This window comes from Oscillibacter sp. ER4, from assembly GCF_000765235.1.
Lineage (GTDB): Bacteria > Bacillota > Clostridia > Oscillospirales > Oscillospiraceae > Hominicoprocola > Hominicoprocola fusiformis.
The window spans coordinates 15,645-35,797 of the sequence record NZ_JPJG01000054.1 but is presented as its reverse complement, the minus strand read 5'-3'; the positions used below and the strand labels follow the sequence as shown (position 1 = coordinate 35,797).

General features: G+C 59.9%; 18 protein-coding genes, 1 pseudogene and 1 riboswitch. Of the genes and pseudogenes, 7 read left to right on the top strand and 12 right to left on the bottom strand.

The features are described 5' to 3' along the window. Positions 1-9 precede the first annotated feature (9 nt). The 4 genes from NI20_RS0108675 to glpK all read right to left on the bottom strand — a co-directional run bounded on the left by NI20_RS0108675 (position 10) and on the right by glpK (position 3,350). On the bottom strand, positions 10-615 hold the full coding sequence (locus NI20_RS0108675; RefSeq protein ID WP_033121010.1) for a TIGR01440 family protein: 606 nt from the start codon (positions 613-615) through the stop codon (positions 10-12). Positions 616-640: 25 nt separating this feature from the next. Then, the gene (locus NI20_RS0108670; protein WP_033121009.1) at positions 641-1,147 is read right to left on the bottom strand and encodes an ECF transporter S component; all 507 of its coding nucleotides are present in this window, start codon (positions 1,145-1,147) and stop codon (positions 641-643) included. A 153-nt stretch (positions 1,148-1,300) separates the two neighbouring features. Next, positions 1,301-1,726 carry a hypothetical protein gene (locus NI20_RS0108665; protein WP_052084540.1) on the bottom strand — a complete coding sequence of 142 codons (426 nt, stop codon included), beginning with the start codon at positions 1,724-1,726 and terminating at the stop codon, positions 1,301-1,303. 115 nt (positions 1,727-1,841) lie between these two features. After that, on the bottom strand, positions 1,842-3,350 hold the full coding sequence (gene glpK / locus NI20_RS0108660) for a glycerol kinase GlpK (protein ID WP_033121008.1): 1,509 nt from the start codon (positions 3,348-3,350) through the stop codon (positions 1,842-1,844). An 80-nt stretch (positions 3,351-3,430) separates the two neighbouring features. On the opposite strand from glpK, the gene NI20_RS0108655 reads away from it, so the two are divergent. Next, on the top strand, positions 3,431-4,363 hold the full coding sequence (locus NI20_RS0108655; protein ID WP_033121007.1) for an alpha/beta fold hydrolase: 933 nt from the start codon (positions 3,431-3,433) through the stop codon (positions 4,361-4,363). Between the two features lie 22 nt (positions 4,364-4,385). On the opposite strand, the gene NI20_RS0108650 is transcribed toward NI20_RS0108655, so the two are convergent. Continuing rightward, positions 4,386-4,934 carry a putative ABC transporter permease gene (locus NI20_RS0108650; RefSeq protein WP_033121006.1) on the bottom strand — a complete coding sequence of 183 codons (549 nt, stop codon included), beginning with the start codon at positions 4,932-4,934 and terminating at the stop codon, positions 4,386-4,388. A gap of 122 nt (positions 4,935-5,056) precedes the next feature. Between NI20_RS0108650 and NI20_RS0108645 the strand changes: the two genes are divergently transcribed. The 4 genes from NI20_RS0108645 (at position 5,057) to NI20_RS0108630 (ending at position 8,820) form a co-directional block, all read left to right on the top strand. Further along, the gene (locus NI20_RS0108645; protein ID WP_033121005.1) at positions 5,057-5,635 is read left to right on the top strand and encodes a uracil-DNA glycosylase family protein; all 579 of its coding nucleotides are present in this window, start codon (positions 5,057-5,059) and stop codon (positions 5,633-5,635) included. A gap of 372 nt (positions 5,636-6,007) precedes the next feature. Then, positions 6,008-7,012 (top strand): ABC transporter substrate-binding protein, encoded by a 1,005-nt coding sequence (locus NI20_RS0108640; RefSeq protein ID WP_033121004.1) that lies wholly within the window; start codon positions 6,008-6,010, stop codon positions 7,010-7,012. A 76-nt stretch (positions 7,013-7,088) separates the two neighbouring features. Then, positions 7,089-8,033: an ABC transporter permease gene (locus NI20_RS0108635; RefSeq protein ID WP_033121003.1), complete on the top strand. Its 945-nt coding sequence runs from the start codon at positions 7,089-7,091 to the stop codon at positions 8,031-8,033. Continuing rightward, positions 8,026-8,820 carry an ABC transporter ATP-binding protein gene (locus tag NI20_RS0108630; RefSeq protein WP_033121002.1) on the top strand — a complete coding sequence of 265 codons (795 nt, stop codon included), beginning with the start codon at positions 8,026-8,028 and terminating at the stop codon, positions 8,818-8,820. The genes NI20_RS0108635 and NI20_RS0108630 overlap by 8 nt, the downstream gene beginning before the upstream one ends. Before the next feature lie 68 nt (positions 8,821-8,888). Here the strand turns inward: NI20_RS0108630 and NI20_RS0108625 are convergent, their stop codons facing one another. The 4 genes from NI20_RS0108625 to NI20_RS0108610 are packed head-to-tail and all read right to left on the bottom strand — an operon-like array spanning position 8,889 to position 13,353. After that, on the bottom strand, positions 8,889-9,533 hold the full coding sequence (locus NI20_RS0108625) for a hypothetical protein (RefSeq protein ID WP_052084539.1): 645 nt from the start codon (positions 9,531-9,533) through the stop codon (positions 8,889-8,891). A 34-nt stretch (positions 9,534-9,567) separates the two neighbouring features. After that, the gene (locus NI20_RS0108620) at positions 9,568-10,173 is read right to left on the bottom strand and encodes a lactate utilization protein (protein ID WP_033121001.1); all 606 of its coding nucleotides are present in this window, start codon (positions 10,171-10,173) and stop codon (positions 9,568-9,570) included. Positions 10,174-10,202: 29 nt separating this feature from the next. After that, the gene (locus NI20_RS0108615; RefSeq protein WP_033121000.1) at positions 10,203-11,072 is read right to left on the bottom strand and encodes a YitT family protein; all 870 of its coding nucleotides are present in this window, start codon (positions 11,070-11,072) and stop codon (positions 10,203-10,205) included. A 40-nt stretch (positions 11,073-11,112) separates the two neighbouring features. Further along, positions 11,113-13,353: a DNA topoisomerase (ATP-hydrolyzing) subunit A gene (locus NI20_RS0108610; protein WP_033120999.1), complete on the bottom strand. Its 2,241-nt coding sequence runs from the start codon at positions 13,351-13,353 to the stop codon at positions 11,113-11,115. A gap of 229 nt (positions 13,354-13,582) precedes the next feature. On the opposite strand from NI20_RS0108610, the gene NI20_RS0108605 reads away from it, so the two are divergent. Continuing rightward, positions 13,583-13,858 (top strand): metal-sensing transcriptional repressor, encoded by a 276-nt coding sequence (locus tag NI20_RS0108605; protein ID WP_033120998.1) that lies wholly within the window; start codon positions 13,583-13,585, stop codon positions 13,856-13,858. A 172-nt stretch (positions 13,859-14,030) separates the two neighbouring features. Then, positions 14,031-15,938 (top strand): annotated as a pseudogene (locus NI20_RS13850) (heavy metal translocating P-type ATPase). Between the two features lie 151 nt (positions 15,939-16,089). Here NI20_RS13850 and NI20_RS0108595 read toward each other — a convergent pair. The 3 genes from NI20_RS0108595 to NI20_RS0108585 are packed head-to-tail and all read right to left on the bottom strand — an operon-like array spanning position 16,090 to position 19,805. Continuing rightward, positions 16,090-17,532, bottom strand: a complete 1,443-nt coding sequence (locus tag NI20_RS0108595; RefSeq protein ID WP_033120997.1) for a TrkH family potassium uptake protein — start codon at positions 17,530-17,532, stop codon at positions 16,090-16,092. 33 nt (positions 17,533-17,565) lie between these two features. Then, complete coding sequence (trkA, locus tag NI20_RS0108590) at positions 17,566-18,921, bottom strand: Trk system potassium transporter TrkA (protein ID WP_033120996.1); 1,356 nt, start codon at positions 18,919-18,921, stop codon at positions 17,566-17,568. Beyond that, positions 18,918-19,805 (bottom strand): YihY/virulence factor BrkB family protein, encoded by an 888-nt coding sequence (locus NI20_RS0108585; RefSeq protein WP_052084538.1) that lies wholly within the window; start codon positions 19,803-19,805, stop codon positions 18,918-18,920. The genes trkA and NI20_RS0108585 overlap by 4 nt, the downstream gene beginning before the upstream one ends. A gap of 173 nt (positions 19,806-19,978) precedes the next feature. Then, positions 19,979-20,140, top strand: a riboswitch (M-box (ykoK) riboswitch). The last annotated feature ends 13 nt before the right edge of the window (positions 20,141-20,153 follow it).

Below are 20,153 nucleotides of genomic sequence, written 5' to 3'. Positions count from 1 at the left end.
TGTGTTGGTTCAATCGGTGAAATCAGGATAACCGTCTTTGAGAGACTCATCGTAGATCGCACGCTCGCCGCCGATGAATTTGGGACGCGTCCGCGCGGCCAGCACAATGGCCTGACCGATGCGGTTCTGCTTCAAGCGAACGGGAACGGCGACCTTTTTGAGGTGCATGCCGATCAGCGTGCCGCCAATGTCAAGTCCGGCGTCGGCGTGTATCTCTTCGAGCGCCACGGGATGGCGGAACGCTTTGTACGCGGCCGTCGCAAACGAGCTGCCCGCCTTGGGCTGAGGCAGGACGTTGACGATCTCGCCGTTCGGCACAGCCTCGTGCTCCACGATCAGCGCGCGGTTCAAATGCTCGCAGCACTGGGCGGCAAGATACACGCCCATGGGCGAAAATACGCTGGAGAGCCCTCGGAAGATGGCGTCCGCCACCTCCGGCGTCGACCAGCTGCCGACCTGATGGCCCACGACCTCGCTCGTGCTGCAGCCGATGACGACGATCTGTCCGCGGCGCAGATGTGCGATCTCCGCAAGCTCGCGCGCCGCCTCTGCCGCCTCCTGCTCCGCCTGTTCCACCAGACGATGATTTTCTACCTCATGTACGATTCCCGCCATGATCTGACACCTCTTTAGAAATTTATTATGCCAGCTTCTCCGTCACCTTGGCGCGCTCAAGCACCGTGACCAGCAGCACGCCGACCACGAGGCCGACCGCACCCTGGAAGATGTTGCCGGGGATGCTTGCCGCAGCGGCAAGGCCCTTGCCCAGCAGGAGAGAAGCGTAGCCGAAATAGCCGAGCACCATGATGATCTCGCTCACAACGCCGCCGGCGATGCGGGAGGTCGCAGTGCGGCCCATCTTTTCATACATCAGCGCAGCGACCAGCGCCATCACGCCCTTGATGACCAGGGTGCCCGGAGCGTAGTGCGCATAGCCGAGGAAAATGTCTGCCAGCATCGAGCCGATGCCGCCCGCCGCAAAGCCATACCAGGGGCCCAGCAGCCAGCCGGACAGCAGCACGAAGCAGTCGCCCAGGTTCACATAGCCCTGCATCGGAGAGGGGATCTGCACGACCATCGTCGCCACGCAGACAAGCGCCGCAAGCAGTGCGGCAAGGACAAGCTTTCTGATCTTTTTATCGTTCATGATCGGGTGCTCCTTTGTTTTGGTTGTTGGCCGTATTATATCCCGTCCTGGTATTATTCATATAGTCAAAACAAAACAAATTATGCAGACCAGATTTGCCCTAAGCTGGAAAAAAGCGGCGCAGCCAGAGCTGCGCCGCACATTGGGAAGGATTTAGTCCTCCTTGGTCTCCTCGGCTTCGGAAGGCTCCTTGGGTTCCTCCGCAGCGGGCGCTTTCTCTTCCGCGTCCTTCTCGATGGTCACCTCGATGATGGGCTCCTGCGCCTTCTTGGCAGCGGCAGCCTCAGCCTTGGCGGCCTCGTAAGCGGCGAGCTTCTCCTGAGAGGCCTTGATGGCCGCGACGATATCGGCGACCGCTTCGGGCGCGTCACCCTCGAGCGTGGAGACATACCACTCGCCGATGGCGCGGTAGTTCTTGTCCATGCTGCGGCGCTCAGATGCCATCTCATACTCGGTCTTGGCCTTATCGGCAACGGCATTTGCCTTTTCACCGGCAACGGCCGCGACCTGCTGTGCCTTCTCAGTCGCCACGAACGCGACGTCCTGAACCTTCTTGCTGAAGTTATCGAAAAATGCCATAATACTTTCTCCTTTCAAACCGTGTCCTCGGGTTTGTTATTGACAGTATAAGCTACCGGGGCTTTCATTTCAATGGATAATTTACGACAAAAGTATAAATTTTTTGTGACAGCGTTCACTTTTTCTCGACCCAGCCCTGCGCGCAGCCGACGGCGCGCTTCCAGCCGCGGTACAGCTCCTCACACTCGTACTGCGCCCGCTCGGGGGTGAAGACGCGCTCGCTGCACCGGAGAGTGCTCAGCTCGTCCAAGTCCTTCCACACGCCCGCGGCCAGACCCGCGAGCGATGCCGCGCCAAACGCCGTCGTCTCGACCATCGCGGGCCGGTCGACCGGAATGCGCAGCAAATCCGCCTGAAACTGCATCATCAAATCGCTGACGCTCGCGCCGCCGTCGACACGCAGAAGGGAGATCTCGCAGCCGGCGTCCTGCCGCATGGCGGTCATCAGGTCGGTGACCTGATAGGCGATGGATTCGAGCACTGCGCGGGCGAAGTGCGCCTTCGTCGTGCCGCGCGTGATGCCCACGACGCAGCCGCGCGCATACATGTCCCAATACGGCGCACCGAGGCCCGTAAACGCGGGCACTAAGTAAATGCCGCCGCTGTCGGGAACGGATTCTGCCAGAATGTCGCACTCGTGCGAGGTCGAAATGACTTGCAACTCGTCGCGCAGCCATTGAATGGCCGAGCCCGCGTTGAAGACGCTGCCCTCGAGCGCGTAGGTCGTCTCGCCGTTTAAGCTCCAGCCCACCGTCGTCACCAGTCCCGCGCGCGAGCGCACCGGCGCGCCGCCGACGTTCATCAGCGTGAAGCAGCCCGTGCCGTAGGTGTTCTTCGCCTGTCCGCGCGTAAAGCAGCCCTGCCCGAACAGCGCCGCCTGCTGGTCACCCGCCGCGCCGCAGATCGGCACACCCGCGAGCTCTTCGAGCCCTTCGATGCCCTCCGCCACCGTGCCGTAGACTTCGGAGTTGGACACGGGACGCGGCAGAATGTTCATCGGAATGTCCAGCAGCGCGCAGAGCTCTTCATCCCACGAAAGCGTGTGGATGTTGAAGAGCATCGTGCGGCTGGCGTTCGAGTAGTCCGTCACGTGGACCTTGCCGCCCGTCAGCCTCCAGATGAGCCATGTCTCCACCGTACCGAATAAAATTTCGCCGCGCTCGGCCCTTTCCCGCGCGCTGGGGACGTGGTCGAGCAGCCACTTGATCTTCGTCGCGGAAAAGTAGGCGTCGATGTGCAATCCCGTTTTCTCGGCCACAAGCTCGCTCACGCCGCGCTTTTCGCGAAGGGCATCCGCGATGTCCGCCGTGCGGCGGCACTGCCAGACGATGGCGTTGTGGATGGGCTCGCCCGTCGCGCGATCCCAAAGAATCGTCGTCTCGCGCTGGTTCGTGATGCCGATCGCCGCGACCGCGCGGCCAAGGCCCGATTCGCGCAAGGCCTGCGCGGCAACGGCGCGCTCGCTCTCCCAGATCTCGTTCGGGTCGTGCTCGACCCAGCCGGGCTGCGGATAATACTGCCGAAACGGCTGCTGCGCGTGTCCGCCGACACTGCCATCGCGCCCGAACAGAATGGCGCGCGAGCTGGTCGTCCCCTGATCGAGCGCCAAAATATACCGCTGCATGAAGATACCCCCTTGTTCATTTGGACCGCCTTATGCTATACTAATGAATAAGATTATATCATGCAGGAGGGTTTTGCGCCATGGCTATTTGCAGGGAATTTTACTTCCCCTCGTCGGACGGCTCCTCGCGCATTCACGCGGCAGAGTGGATGCCCGAGAGCGGTGAGATCATCGGCGTTTTACAGATCGCGCACGGCGTGGCGGAATACGGCATGCGGTACGCGCCGTTTGCCGAATTCATGACCGAGCACGGCTTTGCCGTCGTGGCGAACGACCACCTCGGCCACGGCCTTTCCGCCGAGAAGGACGCCGACACGCTCTATTTCGGCCCGCGCGACGGCTGGAAGCATGTTGTGGACGACATGTACGCCCTGCGCTGCCGCACGAAGGAAAAATATCCCGATGTTCCCTATTTTCTCATGGGCCACTCGATGGGCTCGTTCCTGACGCGCACCTATCTCATCCGCTATCCCGGCACCGTTGACGCCGCCATCATCATGGGCACGGGGCACCAGTCCCCCGCGATCGTCGCGGGCGGGCGCGCCATCGCCAAGGCCGCGGGCAAGCGCCACGGCTTCAAGGCGCACTCTCCGCGCGTGGAGGCGCTGGCTTTCGGTGCTTACAACAAGGCGTTCGCGCCCAACCGCACGGAGGTCGACTGGCTCAGCGCGAGCGACAACAATGTTGACGCCTACATTGCCGACCCCCTCTGCGGTCAGAAGGCGAGCATCGGTCTCTTCTACGAGATGCTCGGCGGCATCCGCTTCATCAGCACGCCGAAAAACATCGCGTCGATGAACCGCAACACGCCCATTCTCTTCATCTCCGGCGACAAGGACCCTGTCGGCGAGATGGGCAAGGGCGTCAAGCGCGCATACGAGGCCTTCCGCCGCGCCGGCGTGCGCGACGTGGAGCTGAAGCTCTACAAGGGCCTGCGGCACGAGATTCTGAACGAAGACTGCCGTGCCGTGGTCTATAACGACCTGTGGAGCTGGATCGAAAAACATTTATGAATAAAGTCAGGAAGGCGAACCGTCAGGCGGTTCGCCTTCTTTTACTTCGGAGCAACGTTCGCGGCGTCAAAGCGTCGATATCGTGCGTCGTGAGCAGGACGCGCGCGGTCAGGATGCCGTCAAGCGTGACGAGGAACACCGCCAGCGCCGCGGCCCACTCTGGAAGCAGTGCGGCATAGCCCTCCAGAACCGGCTGCACATACCGCACGGCGAGCATCGACAATATTCCCCAGCAGATGGAAAACGGCAGGCAGATGCGGCCGTTCACGTCGCATTTGGTCGAAGAATAGTCCCAGAACTGCACTTGAAACAGCCTTTCATAGCCCCAGTGCACGGCGTATTCTATCGCCGTCGCCGCGAGCATACCGAGCAAGATCTGCTCCCACGCGCCGGGGAGCTTTTCCGCCCCCAGCAATAAAATCGTGACCATTGCAAAGCCGTACACCGGACACAGCGGCAGGAACACGAAGCACCGCCGCAGCCGGTGGCTCGATCTCGTCGCTGCGGCGAAGAGCTTTTCCAAGCAATAGCCCAAAAAGCTGTAAGCAAACCAGTACCAGATATGATCCATTTCTTCCTCCGCGTCCGTTTTTTTCAGTATGGCCCGCGCAGATGGAAAAATGCGTGCCGCGCGCGTTGCAAAGCGCGGCGAATCATGGTAAAATGACAAAAAATCGACAGGAGAACACGACTATGCCTGATACCTGGGAAACTCTGGAACACGACTGCAAAAATTGCCGCGAATGCTCGCTGTGGGAGACGCGCACGAACGTCGTCTTCGGCGTCGGCAATCAGAATGCTGAAGTTTTATTCATCGGCGAAGGCCCCGGCGCGAACGAGGATGCGCAGGGCGTGCCATTCGTCGGCAGGGCCGGTCATCTGCTCGACGACATGCTTGAGATCATCGGCCTCAAGCGCGACGATGTGTATATCGCCAACATCGTCAAGTGCCGCCCGCCGGAAAACCGCGACCCGCTCGGCGTGGAGCAGGACGCCTGTATCGGGTATCTTCGCCGTCAGGTCGCGCTGCTGCGGCCGAAGATCATCGTCTGCCTCGGGCGCATCGCGGCCATGCGCATCATCAAGCCCGACTTCAAGATCACGCGTGAGCACGGGCAGTGGTTCGAAAAGAACGGCTTTCAGATGATGGCCGTGTATCACCCCGCGGCACTGCTGCGCGATCCGCGCCGCAGGCCCGAGTCGTTTGAGGATTTCAAGGGCTTACAGCAGAAGATCAATGAGCTTTGCGAACACACCCATGCCGTTTCCTAATGCAAATAGCATACTTTTCGGTGCTGTGCCCTGCCAAATTCCTACATAAATAGTGTTTTTTGGATAAAAATGCTATTGACGGTCATTTTTGTGTGTGCTATATTACTACCATCCTTTTTGAAAGGACTTGGAGCTTGAGTGATGAAGACTGTTGTAAGCAACGTTGCATATCGCTTTTACTATTACTCTTACTTTTACTTTAAGGACAAGGTAAGAGCGATTTGTGATGCCCGTAGCTGAAAGGTCTTTCGAACCAACACTTGAAGGTCACTTCAAAAAGAGTTGAGTCAAGGAACCCGCCGTATGGACCACAAGTCCTTACAGCGGGTTTTATTGTTATCAGCGAGAAATAAAAATTGGAGGAAAAAAAGCATGAACACCAAACGCATCATTTCTCTTGTTGCCTCTCTTGCCCTCGTTCTCAGCCTGAGCGTGGGTCTGACCGGCTGCGGCGATAAGGCCGCACAGGACGACAATCAGGGCAGCACCGACGGCGAAGGCACGAAGTACACCGTCGGCATCTGCCAGCTCGTGCAGCACGAGGCACTCGACGCTGCCACCCAGGGCTTCATCGACGCGCTGAATGAGGCGCTGCCCGGCCAGGTCGAATTCCAGAACAAGAACGCTTCCGGCGACAGCGCCAACTGCTCTACCATCGTCAACGGCTTTGTCTCCGACGGTGTTGACCTCATCATGGCGAACGCCACTCCGGCGCTGACCGCCGCGGCTGCCGCCACGAGCGACATCCCCATCCTCGGCACTTCCATCACCGCTTACGGCGTTGCTCTTGATATTGACGACTTCAACGGCACTGTCGGCGGCAACATCTCCGGCACCTCCGACCTCGCTGACCTCGAGGCTCAGGCCAACATGATCACCGAATGGTTCCCCGATGCTCAGAAGGTCGGCCTGCTGTTCTGCTCCGCCGAGCCCAACTCCCGCTACCAGATCGAAGAGGTCGCCAAGTACCTCTCCGACAAGGGCATTGAGACCCAGGAGTTCGCCTTCACTGACACGAACGACGTCGCTTCCGTGACCCAGTCCGCCGCCGACTACTCCGACGTTGTCTACGTCCCCACCGATAACACCGCCGCTTCCAACACCGAGGCCATCGCAAACGTTCTCGTTCCCGCAGGCGTGCCTGCCATCTGCGGCGAAGAGGGCATCTGCAAGGGCTGCGGCGTCGCGACCCTCTCCATCAGCTACTATGACCTCGGCGTGACCACCGGTAAGATGGCCGCCAAGATCCTGACCGGCGAGGCCGACATCTCCGAGATGCCCATCGAGTTCACCGAGGCCACCCCGAAGTACAACGCCTCCATGTGCGAGACGCTCGGCATCGAGCCTCTCGAGGGCTACACTGCCATCGAAGAGTAATCTGATCACATCCCCCCGCAGGCAGGGACGGGCTTAGCCCGTTCCTGCCTCAACAAGAGATAGGAGGAGAGAACCCATGAGTTTTCTTTCGTCGCTGATGAACGCCCTGCCCGGCGCTGCCGCACAGGGTCTCGCCTGGGGCATTATGGCCATCGGCGTTTACATCACCTTCCGCATTCTGGACGTGGCGGACCTGACCGTCGACGGCTCGCTGGCAACCGGCGGCGCTGTCTGCGTCATGCTGATCCGCGGCGGCTTCAATCCCTGGATCGCCCTGCTGTGCGCGATGCTCGCCGGTATGCTGGCAGGCCTCGTCACCGGTCTTTTCCACACGCGCTGCGGTATTCCGGCCATTCTCGCCGGTATCCTGACGCAGCTTGCGCTGTATTCGATCAATCTGCGCATCATGGACAGCAAGGCAAACCAGGCACTCAGCGTTGATAAATATCCGCTGCTGCTTTCGCAGCGCTATGTGCGCGAGCTCTCGATCAACAATCCCCTGCCGCTGCTGCTTCTCTTCACAGCCGCGGTCATCGCCATCCTGTACTGGTTCTTCGGCACGGAGAAGGGCAGCTCGCTGCGCGCGACCGGCGCAAACCCCCACATGGCGCGCGCACAGGGCATCAACACGAACTCGAATATCGTGCTTGGCCTGATGGTCTCGAACGGTCTTGTCGCCCTCTCCGGCGCGCTGCTGGCGCAGTATCAGGGCTCGAGCGACATCAACATGGGCCGCGGCGCCATCGTCATCGGCCTTGCCGCCGTCATCATCGGTGAGGTCATCTTCGGCAAGATCTTCACGAACTTCGGCCTCACGCTGCTGGCCGTTTCCATCGGCGCGATCATCTACTACATCGTGCTCCAGATCGTGCTGCAGCTCGGTCTGAACACCAACGACTTAAAGCTCATCACGGCGCTGATCGTGGCGGTCTTCCTCGCCATCCCCTACTGGAAGAGCAAGATGTTCCGCCGCAAGGTGCAGCCCCAGAGCGCAAAGAACGGAGGCAATGGCCATGCTTGAACTCAAGGAACTTTATAAGACCTTCAACCCCGGCACCATCAACGCCAAGACCGCGCTGAGCGGCCTGAGTCTGACGCTGAACGACGGCGACTTCGTCACCGTCATCGGCGGCAACGGCGCGGGCAAGTCCACGATGCTCAACGCCACCGCCGGCACGTTCTTTGTCGACTCCGGCAAGGTCATCATCGACGGTGCTGACGTCACGAACCTGCCCGAGCACAAGCGCGCGGCATTCATCGGCCGCGTGTTCCAGGACCCGATGATGGGCACCGCCCCCTCGATGTGGATCGAAGAGAACCTCGCCCTCGCCGCCCGCCGCGGCCAGCGCCGCGGTCTTTCCTGGGGCGTGACGAAGGAGGAAAAGGAGCAGTACCGCGAGCTGCTCGGCGGTCTCGGCCTCGGCCTTGAGTCCCGCCTGACCACGAAGGTCTCGACGCTCTCCGGCGGCCAGCGCCAGGCGCTCACGCTGCTGATGGCAACGCTCAAGCGCCCCAAGCTGCTGCTGCTCGATGAGCACACCGCAGCCCTCGACCCGAAGACCGCCGCCAAGGTCATGGAGCTCACCGACCGCATCGTGCGCGAGGGCCAGCTCACCACGCTGATGATCACGCACAACATGCGCGATGCCATTCAGTACGGCAACCGCCTCATCATGCTGCACGACGGCCACGTCATCCTCGACATTGCGGGCGAGGAGAAGAAGAAGCTGACCGTGCCCGATCTTCTTGAGCAGTTCACGAAGGCCAGCGGCGACGAGTTCGCCAATGACCGCGCGATCCTCTCCTAACGTTTTCTCTCCCCTATAAAGCACAAAAAGAGCCTGAACGCTTTGTTCAGGCTCTTTTCTTATCCTTTTTACGCTTCCCGCAGCACGACCTCGACAATGCCGACATCGTCGGTATCGGGGTAGAAGTTCACTTGCCACGGCTCAGTAAAGCCGGGGTCGACCTCCTCCTGCACAGATCGTACCATGTCGCGGATACCGTCACGGTCCGCGGTGAAGTACGTGAAGCGCACGGCGATGCGGCTGAGCGCGCCCTCGCGCGCCGTTAGGCGCAGAAGGTCAGGCAGCGCCTCGGTGCTCGTCGCGGTGACAATGCCCGCCTGCTCCTCCGCCGTGCGGCGGTAGCCGAGGCGCACGTGCATCTCGTAAAAGGCGCGCTCCTGCGTGTCGGTGTAGCTGATGTAGTCAAGAAGATACGCGCCCAGTGCCGTCTCCTCCTGCACCTCCTTACAGGCCTGCTCGGCCATGGCCGCGGCGTCTTCCTCGCTGTAAATACGCACAACGCCTTCCTCGCTATGCTCGCCAAGGAGCAGCAGCAGCGCATTGACGAGGTCCTGATAGCTGTCGGCGCGCAGGGTGTCCGCACCCTCGTTTTCCCAGTAGACCTCGCTGTGCGGCGCGGAGACGCTGTAGGAACGCTCAAGCACGACGTTGCCGCCGCAGCCCGAGAGCATCAGGCAGAGCGCCAGCGAAAGCGGAATGAACTTTTTGCGCACGGCGCTCCCTCCTTTTGGGCGAAATCTATCTTTCTCAGTAGCCAAGCGGCTCGTCGACGAGCACGACCTCGGTCTCGCAGCTGCGGATGGCCTCCCACAGCACGACAAGGCCGCGGCAGATGCGCTGCGGGCTCTTGCAGTCGTAGCAGCGGTCGCCGTTCACTGCGCAGGGCGTCTTCACGCCGAGGCGCTGCGCGTTTTTCGGTGCAGCAATGTTGCGGGCGCGCCAGAGCGCTTCGTCATAGGTCGGCGCGATCTTGTTGCTGCCGACGACAAACCACACCTTCTTATGGCCGTAGAGCGACGAGGACACACGGTTGCCCGTCCCATCGATATTGATGATCTCGCCCGTTTCGGCAAGGCCGTTGGCCGAGAGCAGGTAGTTGTCGCACGTCGAGGCGTTTTTGAGCACCTCGGCAGCGTTCATGCCGTCGGGCACGTTCCAGTGGCTGAACATCTTGTTGTGCTTGCCGAGGCTTTCAAAAAGCCCCATCTGAGAGAGCGTCATGCTGCCGCCGAACGACACGCTCTCTCCGTCGATCTGCGCGTTCAAATAGTCCGCCGCTTCCTTCGCCGTCGCGAAGGCAGACACCTTGAAGCCGCGCTCTTTGAGATTCTTCTCCACCGTTGTAAAATCCATTCCTGCTTCCTCCTTGTATCCTGATATCCTTAGAGGCCCTGCGGGTCGTATTCGCCAAAGCCCTCACCGAGCACCTCGCTCGCGTCGCAGACGATGAAAAAGGCGTCGGGGTCGAGCTCCTTGATATAGCGCTTGATCGAAACCGCTTCCTTCTTGCGGATGGCGCAGAACAGCAGCGGACGCTCCGCGCCCGTGTAGCCGCCCTTGCCGTTCAGGAGCGTGACGCCCATGTCGCGCCGCAGCATCTCCTGCATGATCTCCTCATACTTGTCGCTGATGATGTAGGCGACCTTCGCCGTGTTCTGACCGTAGACGACCAGATCGAGCACCTTCGTCGTGATGTAGAGTGCCAGCGCACCGTAGAGGGCGTTATTCAGACTGCGGAACACCGCGGCGTAGATCAGGATGATCGTCAGGTCGATGCCAAGGCAGATGTTGCCGATTGACAGCCGCTCAACGTGCGATCTTACGATCCACGCGCCGAGCTCTGAGCCGCCGGTCGTCGTCTCCTCTCGGAATAAAAGTCCTGAGGCGATACCGAGCGTCACGCCGCCGTACAGGCACGCAAGCAGCGGGTCCATGGGCGCAAACTCGTGGATGGCCGCGACAACGTCGATCAAAATGGAGCTCAGCGTCATCGTGTAGATGGACTTGCACAAAAATGCGAAGCCGAATTTTTTAAGTCCCACGATAAAAAGCGGCACATTGAGCACGATGACCATCGTACCGACCGGCAGAATGGGTGCAAAAAAGTTAATGATCTGCGAAATACCCGTAAAGCCGCCGACCGTAAAGCCATTCGGTGCATAGAACCAATCGAACGACAAGGCATACAGCACGCAGGCAAGCGTGACAATGATATAGCTTTTCACCTGCTCGCGCAGTTTTTTATTTTTCATAAATTTTCTCCCCTCACATGTTTCTCTCAGGCTTCCGACGTCAAATCAGCGAGAGCTGCTTGTCGTCGCTGTCCTCCGTCTTGAGCAGCGCGCCCGTCGCGGGAATGCTGCGGCCGCGGTAGCGGGCAAGGTCGGTGATGCCGGTCTCCTCCGGGAAGCGTACCGTGTCGAGCACGTACTTCTTTTTGAGCGTCAAAAGCGCGACGCCCTGCGTCGTGCGCGTCGTCTTCACAACAAGAAGCGCCGTGTTGACGATCAGCACGCGCGGCTCTGTCGAATAGACGGCGATTTCGCGGTCTTCCTTGAGATGCAACAGCGCTTTGAGTGGGCTCTTGTCGCTGTAGGCGCCGGTCAGGCGGCGGCGGTTCGAGGTCGTCTTGTAGGCGGACAGCTCGACCTTTGCGGCCTTACCGTTTTCGAAGAAGAAGATCATATAGCCGCTGTAATCGCCGGGAAGCACCATGCCCATGACGCTCTCGCCCTCGTCCATGCCGAGCTTGGCGGGCAGGTAATCGCCCAGCTGGCTCGCCTTGCCGTCGGCAAAGTCGCTCGCGCGCGTCTTGTAGACCTGCGCCTTATCGGTGAAGAACATCAGCTCGGCGGCATTGGAGCTCTCCACGCTCATGCTGAGCGCGTCGTCCTCCTTGAACTTCTGCTCGCCGGACATGCGCAGCGACTGCGGCGTGATCTTTTTGAAGTACCCGTGCTGCGACAAAAACAGCGTCACGGGATAGTCCTCGATGGCGTCCTCCTCGCTCTCAGCGTCCTCGGCATAGTCGTAGAGGATGCCGGTGCGGCGGGGCTCGGCGTACTTTTTGCGCACATCCTCAAGCTCGCTGACGATGATCTTGCGGATGCGCGACGGGCGCGCAAGCGTATCCTCGAGGTCTTCGATCTCCGCCTCGAGCGATGCCGTCTCCTCCACGCGCTTTAGGATATACTCGCGGTTGATGTTGCGCAGCTTGATCTCGGCGACGTATTCCGCCTGGATCTGGTCGATGCCGAAGCCGATCATCAGGTTCGGCACGACGTCGGCCTCCTTTTCCGTCTCACGGATGATCTTGATGGCCTTGTCGATGTCGAGCAGGATGCGTTTAAGGCCCTTTAAGAGGTGCAGCTTGTCCTGCCGCTTTTTGAGCACAAAGTACACGCGGCGCTTGACGCTCTCGGTGCGCCACGCGCACCACTCGTCTAAAAGCTCGCGCACGCCCATCACGCGCGGCATGCCGCCGATCAGGACGTTGAAGTTGCACGAGGCCGTGTCCTGCAGCGTCGTCGCCTTGAAGAGCTTCTGCATCAGCTTGTCGGGGTCGGCCCCGCGCTTTAGGTCGATCGTCAGCTTGAGACCGGAAAGGTCGGTCTCGTCGCGCATGTCGGAAATTTCCTTGACCTTGCCCGCCTTGATGAGCTCGGCGACCTTGTCCATGATGGCCTCGGTCGTGGTGGTATAGGGGATCTCGTAAATCTCAATGAGATTTTCTTTTTTGTCGTAGCGCCAGCGGGCGCGTACCTTTACGCCGCCGCGGCCGGTGTTGTAAATGTCCTCAATGGCGCGCGGGTCGTACAGGACCTCGCCGCCGGTCGGGAAGTCGGGCGCGAGCAGCGTTTCGCTGATGCGCACCTCAGGATTTTTCAAAAAGGCGATCGTCGTCTCGCAGACCTCGCCCAAGTTAAAGCCGCACAGCTGGCTCGCCATGCCGACCGCGATGCCCTGGTTGGCCGAGACCAGGATATTCGGGAACGTTGTTGGCAGCAGCGCCGGCTCTTTCATTGAGTTATCGTAGTTGTCGACAAAATCAACGGTGTCAGAGTCGATATCGCGGAAGAGCTCGGCGCAGATGGGCGCGAGCTTCGCCTCGGTGTATCGGCTGGCCGCCCACGCCATGTCGCGCGAATAGACCTTACCGAAGTTGCCCTTCGAGTCGACAAACGGGTGCAGCAGCGCGCCGTAGCCCTTGGAAAGGCGCACCATCGTGTCGTAGATGGCGGCGTCTCCGTGGGGATTCAATCGCATCGTCTGTCCGACGATGTTCGCACTCTTCGTGCGCGCGCCGGTAAGAAGCCCCATCTTGTACATGGTGTAAAGGAGCTTTCGGTGCGAGGGCTTGAAGCCGTCAATCTCCGGAATGGCACGCGAGACGATGACGGACATCGCGTAAGGCATGTAGTTCGTTTCGAGTGTCTCTGTGATATTCTGCTCCACCACGTCCGCGTGGAGGCCCATGACGTTCGGGTCCGCGCGGCGGTGGGTCTGCTTTGGTGTTTTGTCGCTTTTTTTCATTCGGATACCTCAAAATTGTTCCGGCGGCAATATGGCCGCCAGTCATACTATTTCTAATATATCCTATCACACTTTTTTATGCTCTGCAACACCGCGGAGGAAGAGAAAATTGCCGCAAAATGCCATTTTTTCGCCAAAGGCGCACAAAACCGGCGCGGCAGCGCATATTGACAAAATCGCGGCGCAGAGTGTACAATGCAGATACCCCAACAGGTATGGAGCTCAAACGATGAAACAGTGTATGGACGCCGACAATCTGCACCGTCGGCTCAAAAAGATCATCGGTCAGGTGCAGGCCATTGACCGCATGGTGGACGAGGACGTCCCCTGCGAGGATATTCTTGCGCAGATCAACGCGGCCAAATCCGCGCTGCACGGCTGCGGCAAGGTCGTTCTCGAGGGGCACATCAAGCACTGCGTGCGTGACGGCATCGAGCACGGCGACGCGGACAAAACGATCGAGAACTTTACGAAGGCGGTCGAGCGTTTTTCGAACATGGGCTGAGTAGGGACTTCTCCCTTCTATCTGCCCGTTTTCAGTAGAATTACACGAAAGAAGAGAAGCAGCTTTGTGCTGCTTCTCTTCTTTTTGCGCGCTTAACAACCTATACCTCCATATGTATAATAAGCCAATACCCCCTATGGTACAGAAAAGAGTCACTTCCGTGAAACTGGCAATGGAAAAGCTGGAGCATTTTTTAGAGCTGGGCGGCACGAAAAAAGATATCACACTGCTCGTGATCTCCGGCATCGCGCTGATCGTCAGCATTTTTGATCTCGTCCCCTTGCCGTTCGACGCCTCGTGGGCCGCGATCATCCTCTGCGGCATCCCCATCATTTTAGAGGCCGTCATCGGCCTTATCACGGCGTTCGACATCAAGGCAGACGTGCTCGTCTCGCTCGCGCTGATCGCGTCGGTCTGCATCGGCGAAGACTTCGCCGCGGGCGAGGTCGCGTTCATCATGCAGTTCGGCGGTCTTCTCGAAGAGCTGACCGTCGCCCGCGCCCGCGCGGGCATCGAAAAGCTCGTCCACCTGACGCCGCAGACCGCGCGCGTCATCTTGGGCGGAGAGGAAACGGCCGTCCCCGCCGAGGCCGTCAGGGTCGGCGACCTGCTGCGCGTGCTGCCCGGCGAGACCATCCCTGTCGACGGCGAGATCGTATCGGGCCAGACGTCCGTGAATCAGTCCGTCATGACGGTTGAATCGCTGCCGGTCGACAAGGGCGTCGGCGACGAAGTCTCCTCCGGCACGGTCAACCAGTTCGGCGCTTTCGAGATGAAGGCCACAAAGGTCGGCGAGAACAGCTCCATCCAGCGCATGATCCGCCTTGTCCAGTCCGCCGACGCGGGCAAAGCCAAAATCGTCCGCCTTGCCGACCGCTGGGCGGCATGGATCGTCGTCATCGCGCTGACTGCCGCGGCGTTGACGTAGCTCATCTCCGGTGAGATCATCCGCGCGGTGACGATCCTGGTCGTCTTCTGCCCCTGCACGCTCGTGCTGGCCACGCCGACCGCCATCATGGCCGCCATCGGCAACGCGACGAAGCACAGCTTTCTCGTCCGCGAGGGCGACGCGCTTGAGCGTCTCGCCGCCGTGAAGAAGATCGCCTTCGACAAGACCGGCACGCTGACCTACGGCACGCCGAGGGTCGTTCTGGTGCACAGCGCGCTGCCCTCCCTCTCCGATAACGAGCTCTACCGCCTCTGCGCCGCGGCGGAGCACTATTTCTAGCACCCGCTCGGCAAGGCCATCACCCGCTGCTGCCAGCAGGAGATGGGCGAAATACCGGTCGAGGCCGAAGATTTCCGGATGGTCCCTGGGCGCGGCGTCTCCGCCCGCGTTGACGGCAGAGCCATCCTCGCGGGTAACGCGGAGCTTCTCGCCGAGCACCGCATCGCCATTCCCGAAGAGGCCGCTAAGGCCGCTGTTGTCCAGCTCTCGCAGGGCTGCACCGTCACCTACGCCGCCGTGGACGGCGTATTCGCGGGCTTCCTCGCCCTGTCCGACACGATTCGCGAGGAGAGTGCAAACATGATTGACCAGCTCTCCGCGCTTCAGATCCAGCCCGTGCTGCTCACGGGTGACCATCCGAACGCCGCCGCGGCCATTGCCGCGCAGCTCCACATCGGCGAGGTGCACGCAAACTGCCTGCCCGAGGACAAACTCGCCCACATCCGCGCCTATCAGGCCGCGGGCGATAAGGTCTGCATGATCGGCGACGACGTGAACGACGCGCCCGCGCTCAAGGCCGCCGATGTCGGCATCGCAATGGGTGGCGTGGGCAGCGACATCGCCGTGGACGCCGCGGATATCGCGCTCGTCGACGACGAAGTCAAGGAGCTGCCGCACCTCATCGCGCTCTCCAAGCGCATGATGCGCACCATCAAGCTCAATATAACATTCTCGCTCACGCTCAACTTCATCGCCATCGTGCTCGCCATCACCGGCACACTGAACCCTGTTGTCGGTGCGCTGGTCCATAACGCAGGCAGCGTGCTTGTCATCACAAACTCAGCCCTGCTGCTAAAATGGAGGCAAACCGCCTCGCAGAGTTTCGCGTCCGCAGACGCGAAATCTGTTTGATCGTAAATTCCGACGACAGGCGCGTCGGAATTTACTCTTTGCGCGGAGCGTGTGTCGCAGCCGCGCTGCGGGCGGCAAAGCACGAAGCGCAGCGAATCCTTTTCAAAAAGAGTGGATTGCAAAATTGCGATCCACTCTTTTTGATTTTCTTTTATTTTCTGCGCCAGACAGAGGGCATTAAGAGGACAAGCAGCGGCATGATCTCAAGACGGCCGAGCAGCATGATGGCGCTCATCGTGAGCTTGCTGATGCCGGAGAGGAAGCCGAAGTTGCACGTCGGTCCCACTGCGCCAAGGCCCGGGCCCACGTTGCTGATGGCCGTGAGCGAGGCGGTGAACGCCGCGGTAAAGTCGATGTTGTCAAGCGACAAAATCAGCGTGCCGAGCAGCATGATCGCGATATAGGCGAAGAAGAAGACCGAAACGGACGAGACAGTCTCCTCCGTCACGCGATGTCCGTCGAGCGTGATGGGGCGCACCTCGCGCGAGTGCATCACGCGCCGCAGATCACGCCGCAGCGCCTTGCACAAAAGCACGATGCGCGAGGCCTTGACGCCGCCCGCCGTAGAGCCCGCGCAGCCGCCGAAAAACATCACCAGCACGAGGATACAGCGGCAGAACTGCGGCCAGAGGTCAAAATCCTCCGTGCAGTAGCCGGTCGTTGAAATGAGCGTTGTTACCTGAAAGGCTGCATTCTCGATGGCCGAGCCGATGTCGCGCCCCGTGCGCACGATCAGGTCCGCCGCGATCATCGCCGACGCGCCGACCACGACCAGCGAGTAAACGCGCAGCTCCTCGCTCTTGAGCGCCTCGCGGAAGCGGCGCGTCACGCAGAGGTAGAGGAGCGTAAAGTTCACGCTTGCGGCAAACATGAAGAAAATGAGGATCCAGTTGACAAGATGCGACTGATAATACGCGATGCTCGCATCCCGGATGGAAAAGCCGCCGGTAGAGATCGTCGTCAGCGCCGTGGTGATCGCATCGAACAGCGGGAGGCCCGCAATGCGCAGCAACAGCGCCTCCGCCACGGTGAGCGCGATGTAGATGCGGTACAGGATGCGCGCCGTCTCACCCGTGCGGGGGCGGAGCTTTGTGCTGATGGGGCCTGGGGATTCCGCTTTCATCAGGTTCACGCTGCCCTCGCTGAGCTTGGGCAGCAGCGCCAGCATCAAAACGAGGATGCCCATGCCGCCCATCCACTGCGTGAGCGCGCGCCAGAATTGGATGCCCCGCGGCAGCGACGCAGGCGAAGCGAAAATGGACGCGCCCGTCGTCGTCAGGCCGGAGACGGTCTCGAAAATGGCGTCGATAAAGCTACAACTGCCGCTGAAAAAGTACGGCAGCGCGCCGAACACGCTCAGCGCGATCCAGCACAGCGCCACGCAGACAAAGCCGTCGCGCGTCTGAAGTCTTGTGTTGTCCGCGCGGATGAGCGAAAGCAGCACTCCCACGCCGCCACAGATCAGCAGCGCATACAGGAACGCCCGCTGATCCGGCCCTCCGCCGAACACGCTCAACAGCAGCGGCGGGATCATACAAAGCGCCTCAATGCAGAGGATAACGCCCACGATTCTGAGAATAAGATTTTGGTTCATAATGAAACTTCCTTGCCGCAAGCAGCCGTCACATCAACCGAGAATATCGTTGAGGTCCTGCAAAAAGAGCTTTTTCGCCACCACGATCACGCGGTCGCCCGCATGGATCTGGGAATGGCCGTTCGGGATCTCCATCCGGCCGTTGTGCACGATGGCCGCAACGAGCAGGCCGTTTCGAAAATGCAGGTCGCTGAGCGGCCGGTCGAGAAAGTGCGTGGCACTCGTCGCGGTGAACTCGACGGCCTCGATCGCGCCGCCGAGGATATAGTGCAGGCTTTCCACCGCGCTGCCCTGCGAGTTGGCAAGGCCGCGGACGTAACTTGAGATCTGGCTTGCAATGATGGCCTTGGGCGAAATGACCGTGTCGAGTCCCGTGAGGTTCACGATGTCGAGATACCCCATGCGCGACATCTTCGGCACGACCTTCTTCACGCCGTAGCGCTTCGCCGTGAGCGCCATAAGGAGGTTTTCCTCATCGCGGTCCGTCACGGCGATGAACGCGTCGCAGTGGAAAATGCCCTCGGACTCAAGCAGGTCGTGATTCGTGCCGTCGCCGTGGATGACGGTGACTTTCGGCAGCTTTTCCGCGAGCGTGAGACATTTGGCCTCGTCCTTTTCCACGATCGTCACGTGCGTGCCGACATCGGTGAGCACCCAGGCAAGGTACTGTGCGATGCGGCTGCCGCCAAGGATGCTCACGCGGCGGATGGGCGCCATGGCCCTGCCCATCGAGCGCAGCACGCGCGTCGTCTCCGCGGGCGTGCCGATGACGTACACGCGGTCTCCCGTCTGCGGGACGAACGAGCCGTTCGGCACGATGACCTCTTCCCCGCGCTTGGCCGCGCACATGAGGATGCTGTTGGGATTTTCGCGGTTGTAGTCGATGAGGGACTTGCCGACAAGGCTGTCGCTCTCTTCGGTCTGAAAGCCGATGAGCTCGACAAGTCCGCTGGCAAACGTCTCCACGCTGAACGCAGACGGCACGCGCAGAATGCGCGAAATTTCCTGCGCGGCGGCATTTTCGGGGTTGATGATCATATCAAGCCCGATCTCGCGGCGCAGGATCTGTGCATCGCGGAAATACTCGGGGTTGCGTACGCGGGCGACCGTGTGCTTCGCGCCGAGCTTTTTCGCCATCAGGCAGCAGATGAGGTTGACCTCGTCGTTTTCCGAAACGGCGATGAGAAGGTCCGCCTCGCGCACGCCCGCCTCCAAAAGGGCGCTGGCGCTCGCGCCGTTGCCCTCCACACACATGACGTCGAGCATGGAGTCAACGTGGTCGAGCACGGCGCTGTTGCGGTCGATGACGACCAGATCGTGGTTTTCGCCCGTCATCTGCTCGGCGATGGCGTAGCCGACCTTACCGATACCGACAATGATGATTTTCATCTCTGTGTTTCTCCTAAATTCTCTTCAGCTTCCGCCGTGTGCTGCTTACGCAGCACCATCAAAACGCTGTTGAATTCCGCCCCCATGATCAGCATGACCGAGGCGAGATACAGCCACAAAAGCAATACGATCACCGCGCCGAGCGTGCCGTAAATGACGGAGTAGCGCGCGATGTTTTCAACATAATACGAAAAAAGGAATGACAATACGAGCCACATCAGGAGCGAGAACACCGCGCCCGGCCAGATGCGGTTCATCCGGTGCGACTCCTGCGCAAGGCCGTACATCATCGCGATGGGGAAGAATACGATGCCGCCGATGATAACAAAGCGCAGGCTCGACCACAGGTGGATGAAGCCGTCGCTCAGCGTGATATAGGCCGACAGGTGGCTCGACACGTAGTTCAGCACCCGCCCGCCGACAACGGACAGTCCGATGGACAAAACGACCATTAAAATCAGGCTCAGCGTATAAAGCAGGAGCTTGAACTGATAGCGCAAAAACTGCGTGGGCCGGTGCTCGCCGTAGGCCCGACGGACAGAGCCCAGAAGCGAGCTTGCCGCGCGGTAAGGAAAGTAAATGGAAAAAATCAGTGAGAACCACAAAAGCCGTGGACTTGAATCGCGGCTGACATAAGTGAAATACTGCTCGATGATCTCGAGCGCCTCCTGCGGGATGAATGCGCGAATTTCATACAGAAAGCCGCTGATATCCACGGACATGATGCCGACTAAGTTGCTCAAAAAGATCAAAAGCGGGAAAAGCGCAAACAAAAGGTAGTATGTGAGCGCCGCACTATCGCGGCCGACATGATGATCGAAGTACCGCCTGACCATCAGGTAGATGCCTTTCAAAAAGCGGTGCCGGTCAAGATACTGCTGCAAGGGCGATGCTCACCTCCTCAAAAGTCGATTTCTCTTTAATTTATGTAGTATAGCACAGCCCATTACGAAAGGGAAGCACAAAAGCGCACCATGACATACTTTTTACAGAAATAAAGCCGGAAAAGGGGTTGACAGCACGGGAAAATGTGCATAATATAGTACCGTTAAGTTCATACATCGTCCGGTAGGTAAGGCTACCACAAGGATACGGACTGCTGCCGCGGAGTAGTGGAGACACTATGAGAGGGTTTGAACAGGTTGCATCGAAAGCAAGGTGCCATCTAATGCAGTTTCACCGCCTCGTGATGCTAAAGCTTGAACGGTAAGGAAACTTCTCGCCAGGGGCGG

Excerpts from the sequence above, each read along its gene's own strand:
- NI20_RS0108675 (WP_033121010.1), bottom strand. The coding sequence starts at position 615 with ATGGCGGGAATCGTACATGAGGTAGAAAATCATCGTCTGGTGGAACAG.
- NI20_RS0108670 (WP_033121009.1), bottom strand. The coding sequence starts at position 1,147 with ATGAACGATAAAAAGATCAGAAAGCTTGTCCTTGCCGCACTGCTTGCG.
- NI20_RS0108665 (WP_052084540.1), bottom strand. The coding sequence starts at position 1,726 with ATGGCATTTTTCGATAACTTCAGCAAGAAGGTTCAGGACGTCGCGTTC.
- glpK (WP_033121008.1), bottom strand. The coding sequence starts at position 3,350 with ATGCAGCGGTATATTTTGGCGCTCGATCAGGGGACGACCAGCTCGCGC.
- NI20_RS0108655 (WP_033121007.1), top strand. The coding sequence starts at position 3,431 with ATGGCTATTTGCAGGGAATTTTACTTCCCCTCGTCGGACGGCTCCTCG.
- NI20_RS0108650 (WP_033121006.1), bottom strand. The coding sequence starts at position 4,934 with ATGGATCATATCTGGTACTGGTTTGCTTACAGCTTTTTGGGCTATTGC.
- NI20_RS0108645 (WP_033121005.1), top strand. The coding sequence starts at position 5,057 with ATGCCTGATACCTGGGAAACTCTGGAACACGACTGCAAAAATTGCCGC.
- NI20_RS0108640 (WP_033121004.1), top strand. The coding sequence starts at position 6,008 with ATGAACACCAAACGCATCATTTCTCTTGTTGCCTCTCTTGCCCTCGTT.
- NI20_RS0108635 (WP_033121003.1), top strand. The coding sequence starts at position 7,089 with ATGAGTTTTCTTTCGTCGCTGATGAACGCCCTGCCCGGCGCTGCCGCA.
- NI20_RS0108630 (WP_033121002.1), top strand. The coding sequence starts at position 8,026 with ATGCTTGAACTCAAGGAACTTTATAAGACCTTCAACCCCGGCACCATC.
- NI20_RS0108620 (WP_033121001.1), bottom strand. The coding sequence starts at position 10,173 with ATGGATTTTACAACGGTGGAGAAGAATCTCAAAGAGCGCGGCTTCAAG.
- NI20_RS0108615 (WP_033121000.1), bottom strand. The coding sequence starts at position 11,072 with ATGAAAAATAAAAAACTGCGCGAGCAGGTGAAAAGCTATATCATTGTC.
- NI20_RS0108610 (WP_033120999.1), bottom strand. The coding sequence starts at position 13,353 with ATGAAAAAAAGCGACAAAACACCAAAGCAGACCCACCGCCGCGCGGAC.
- NI20_RS0108605 (WP_033120998.1), top strand. The coding sequence starts at position 13,583 with ATGAAACAGTGTATGGACGCCGACAATCTGCACCGTCGGCTCAAAAAG.
- NI20_RS0108595 (WP_033120997.1), bottom strand. The coding sequence starts at position 17,532 with ATGAACCAAAATCTTATTCTCAGAATCGTGGGCGTTATCCTCTGCATT.
- trkA (WP_033120996.1), bottom strand. The coding sequence starts at position 18,921 with ATGAAAATCATCATTGTCGGTATCGGTAAGGTCGGCTACGCCATCGCC.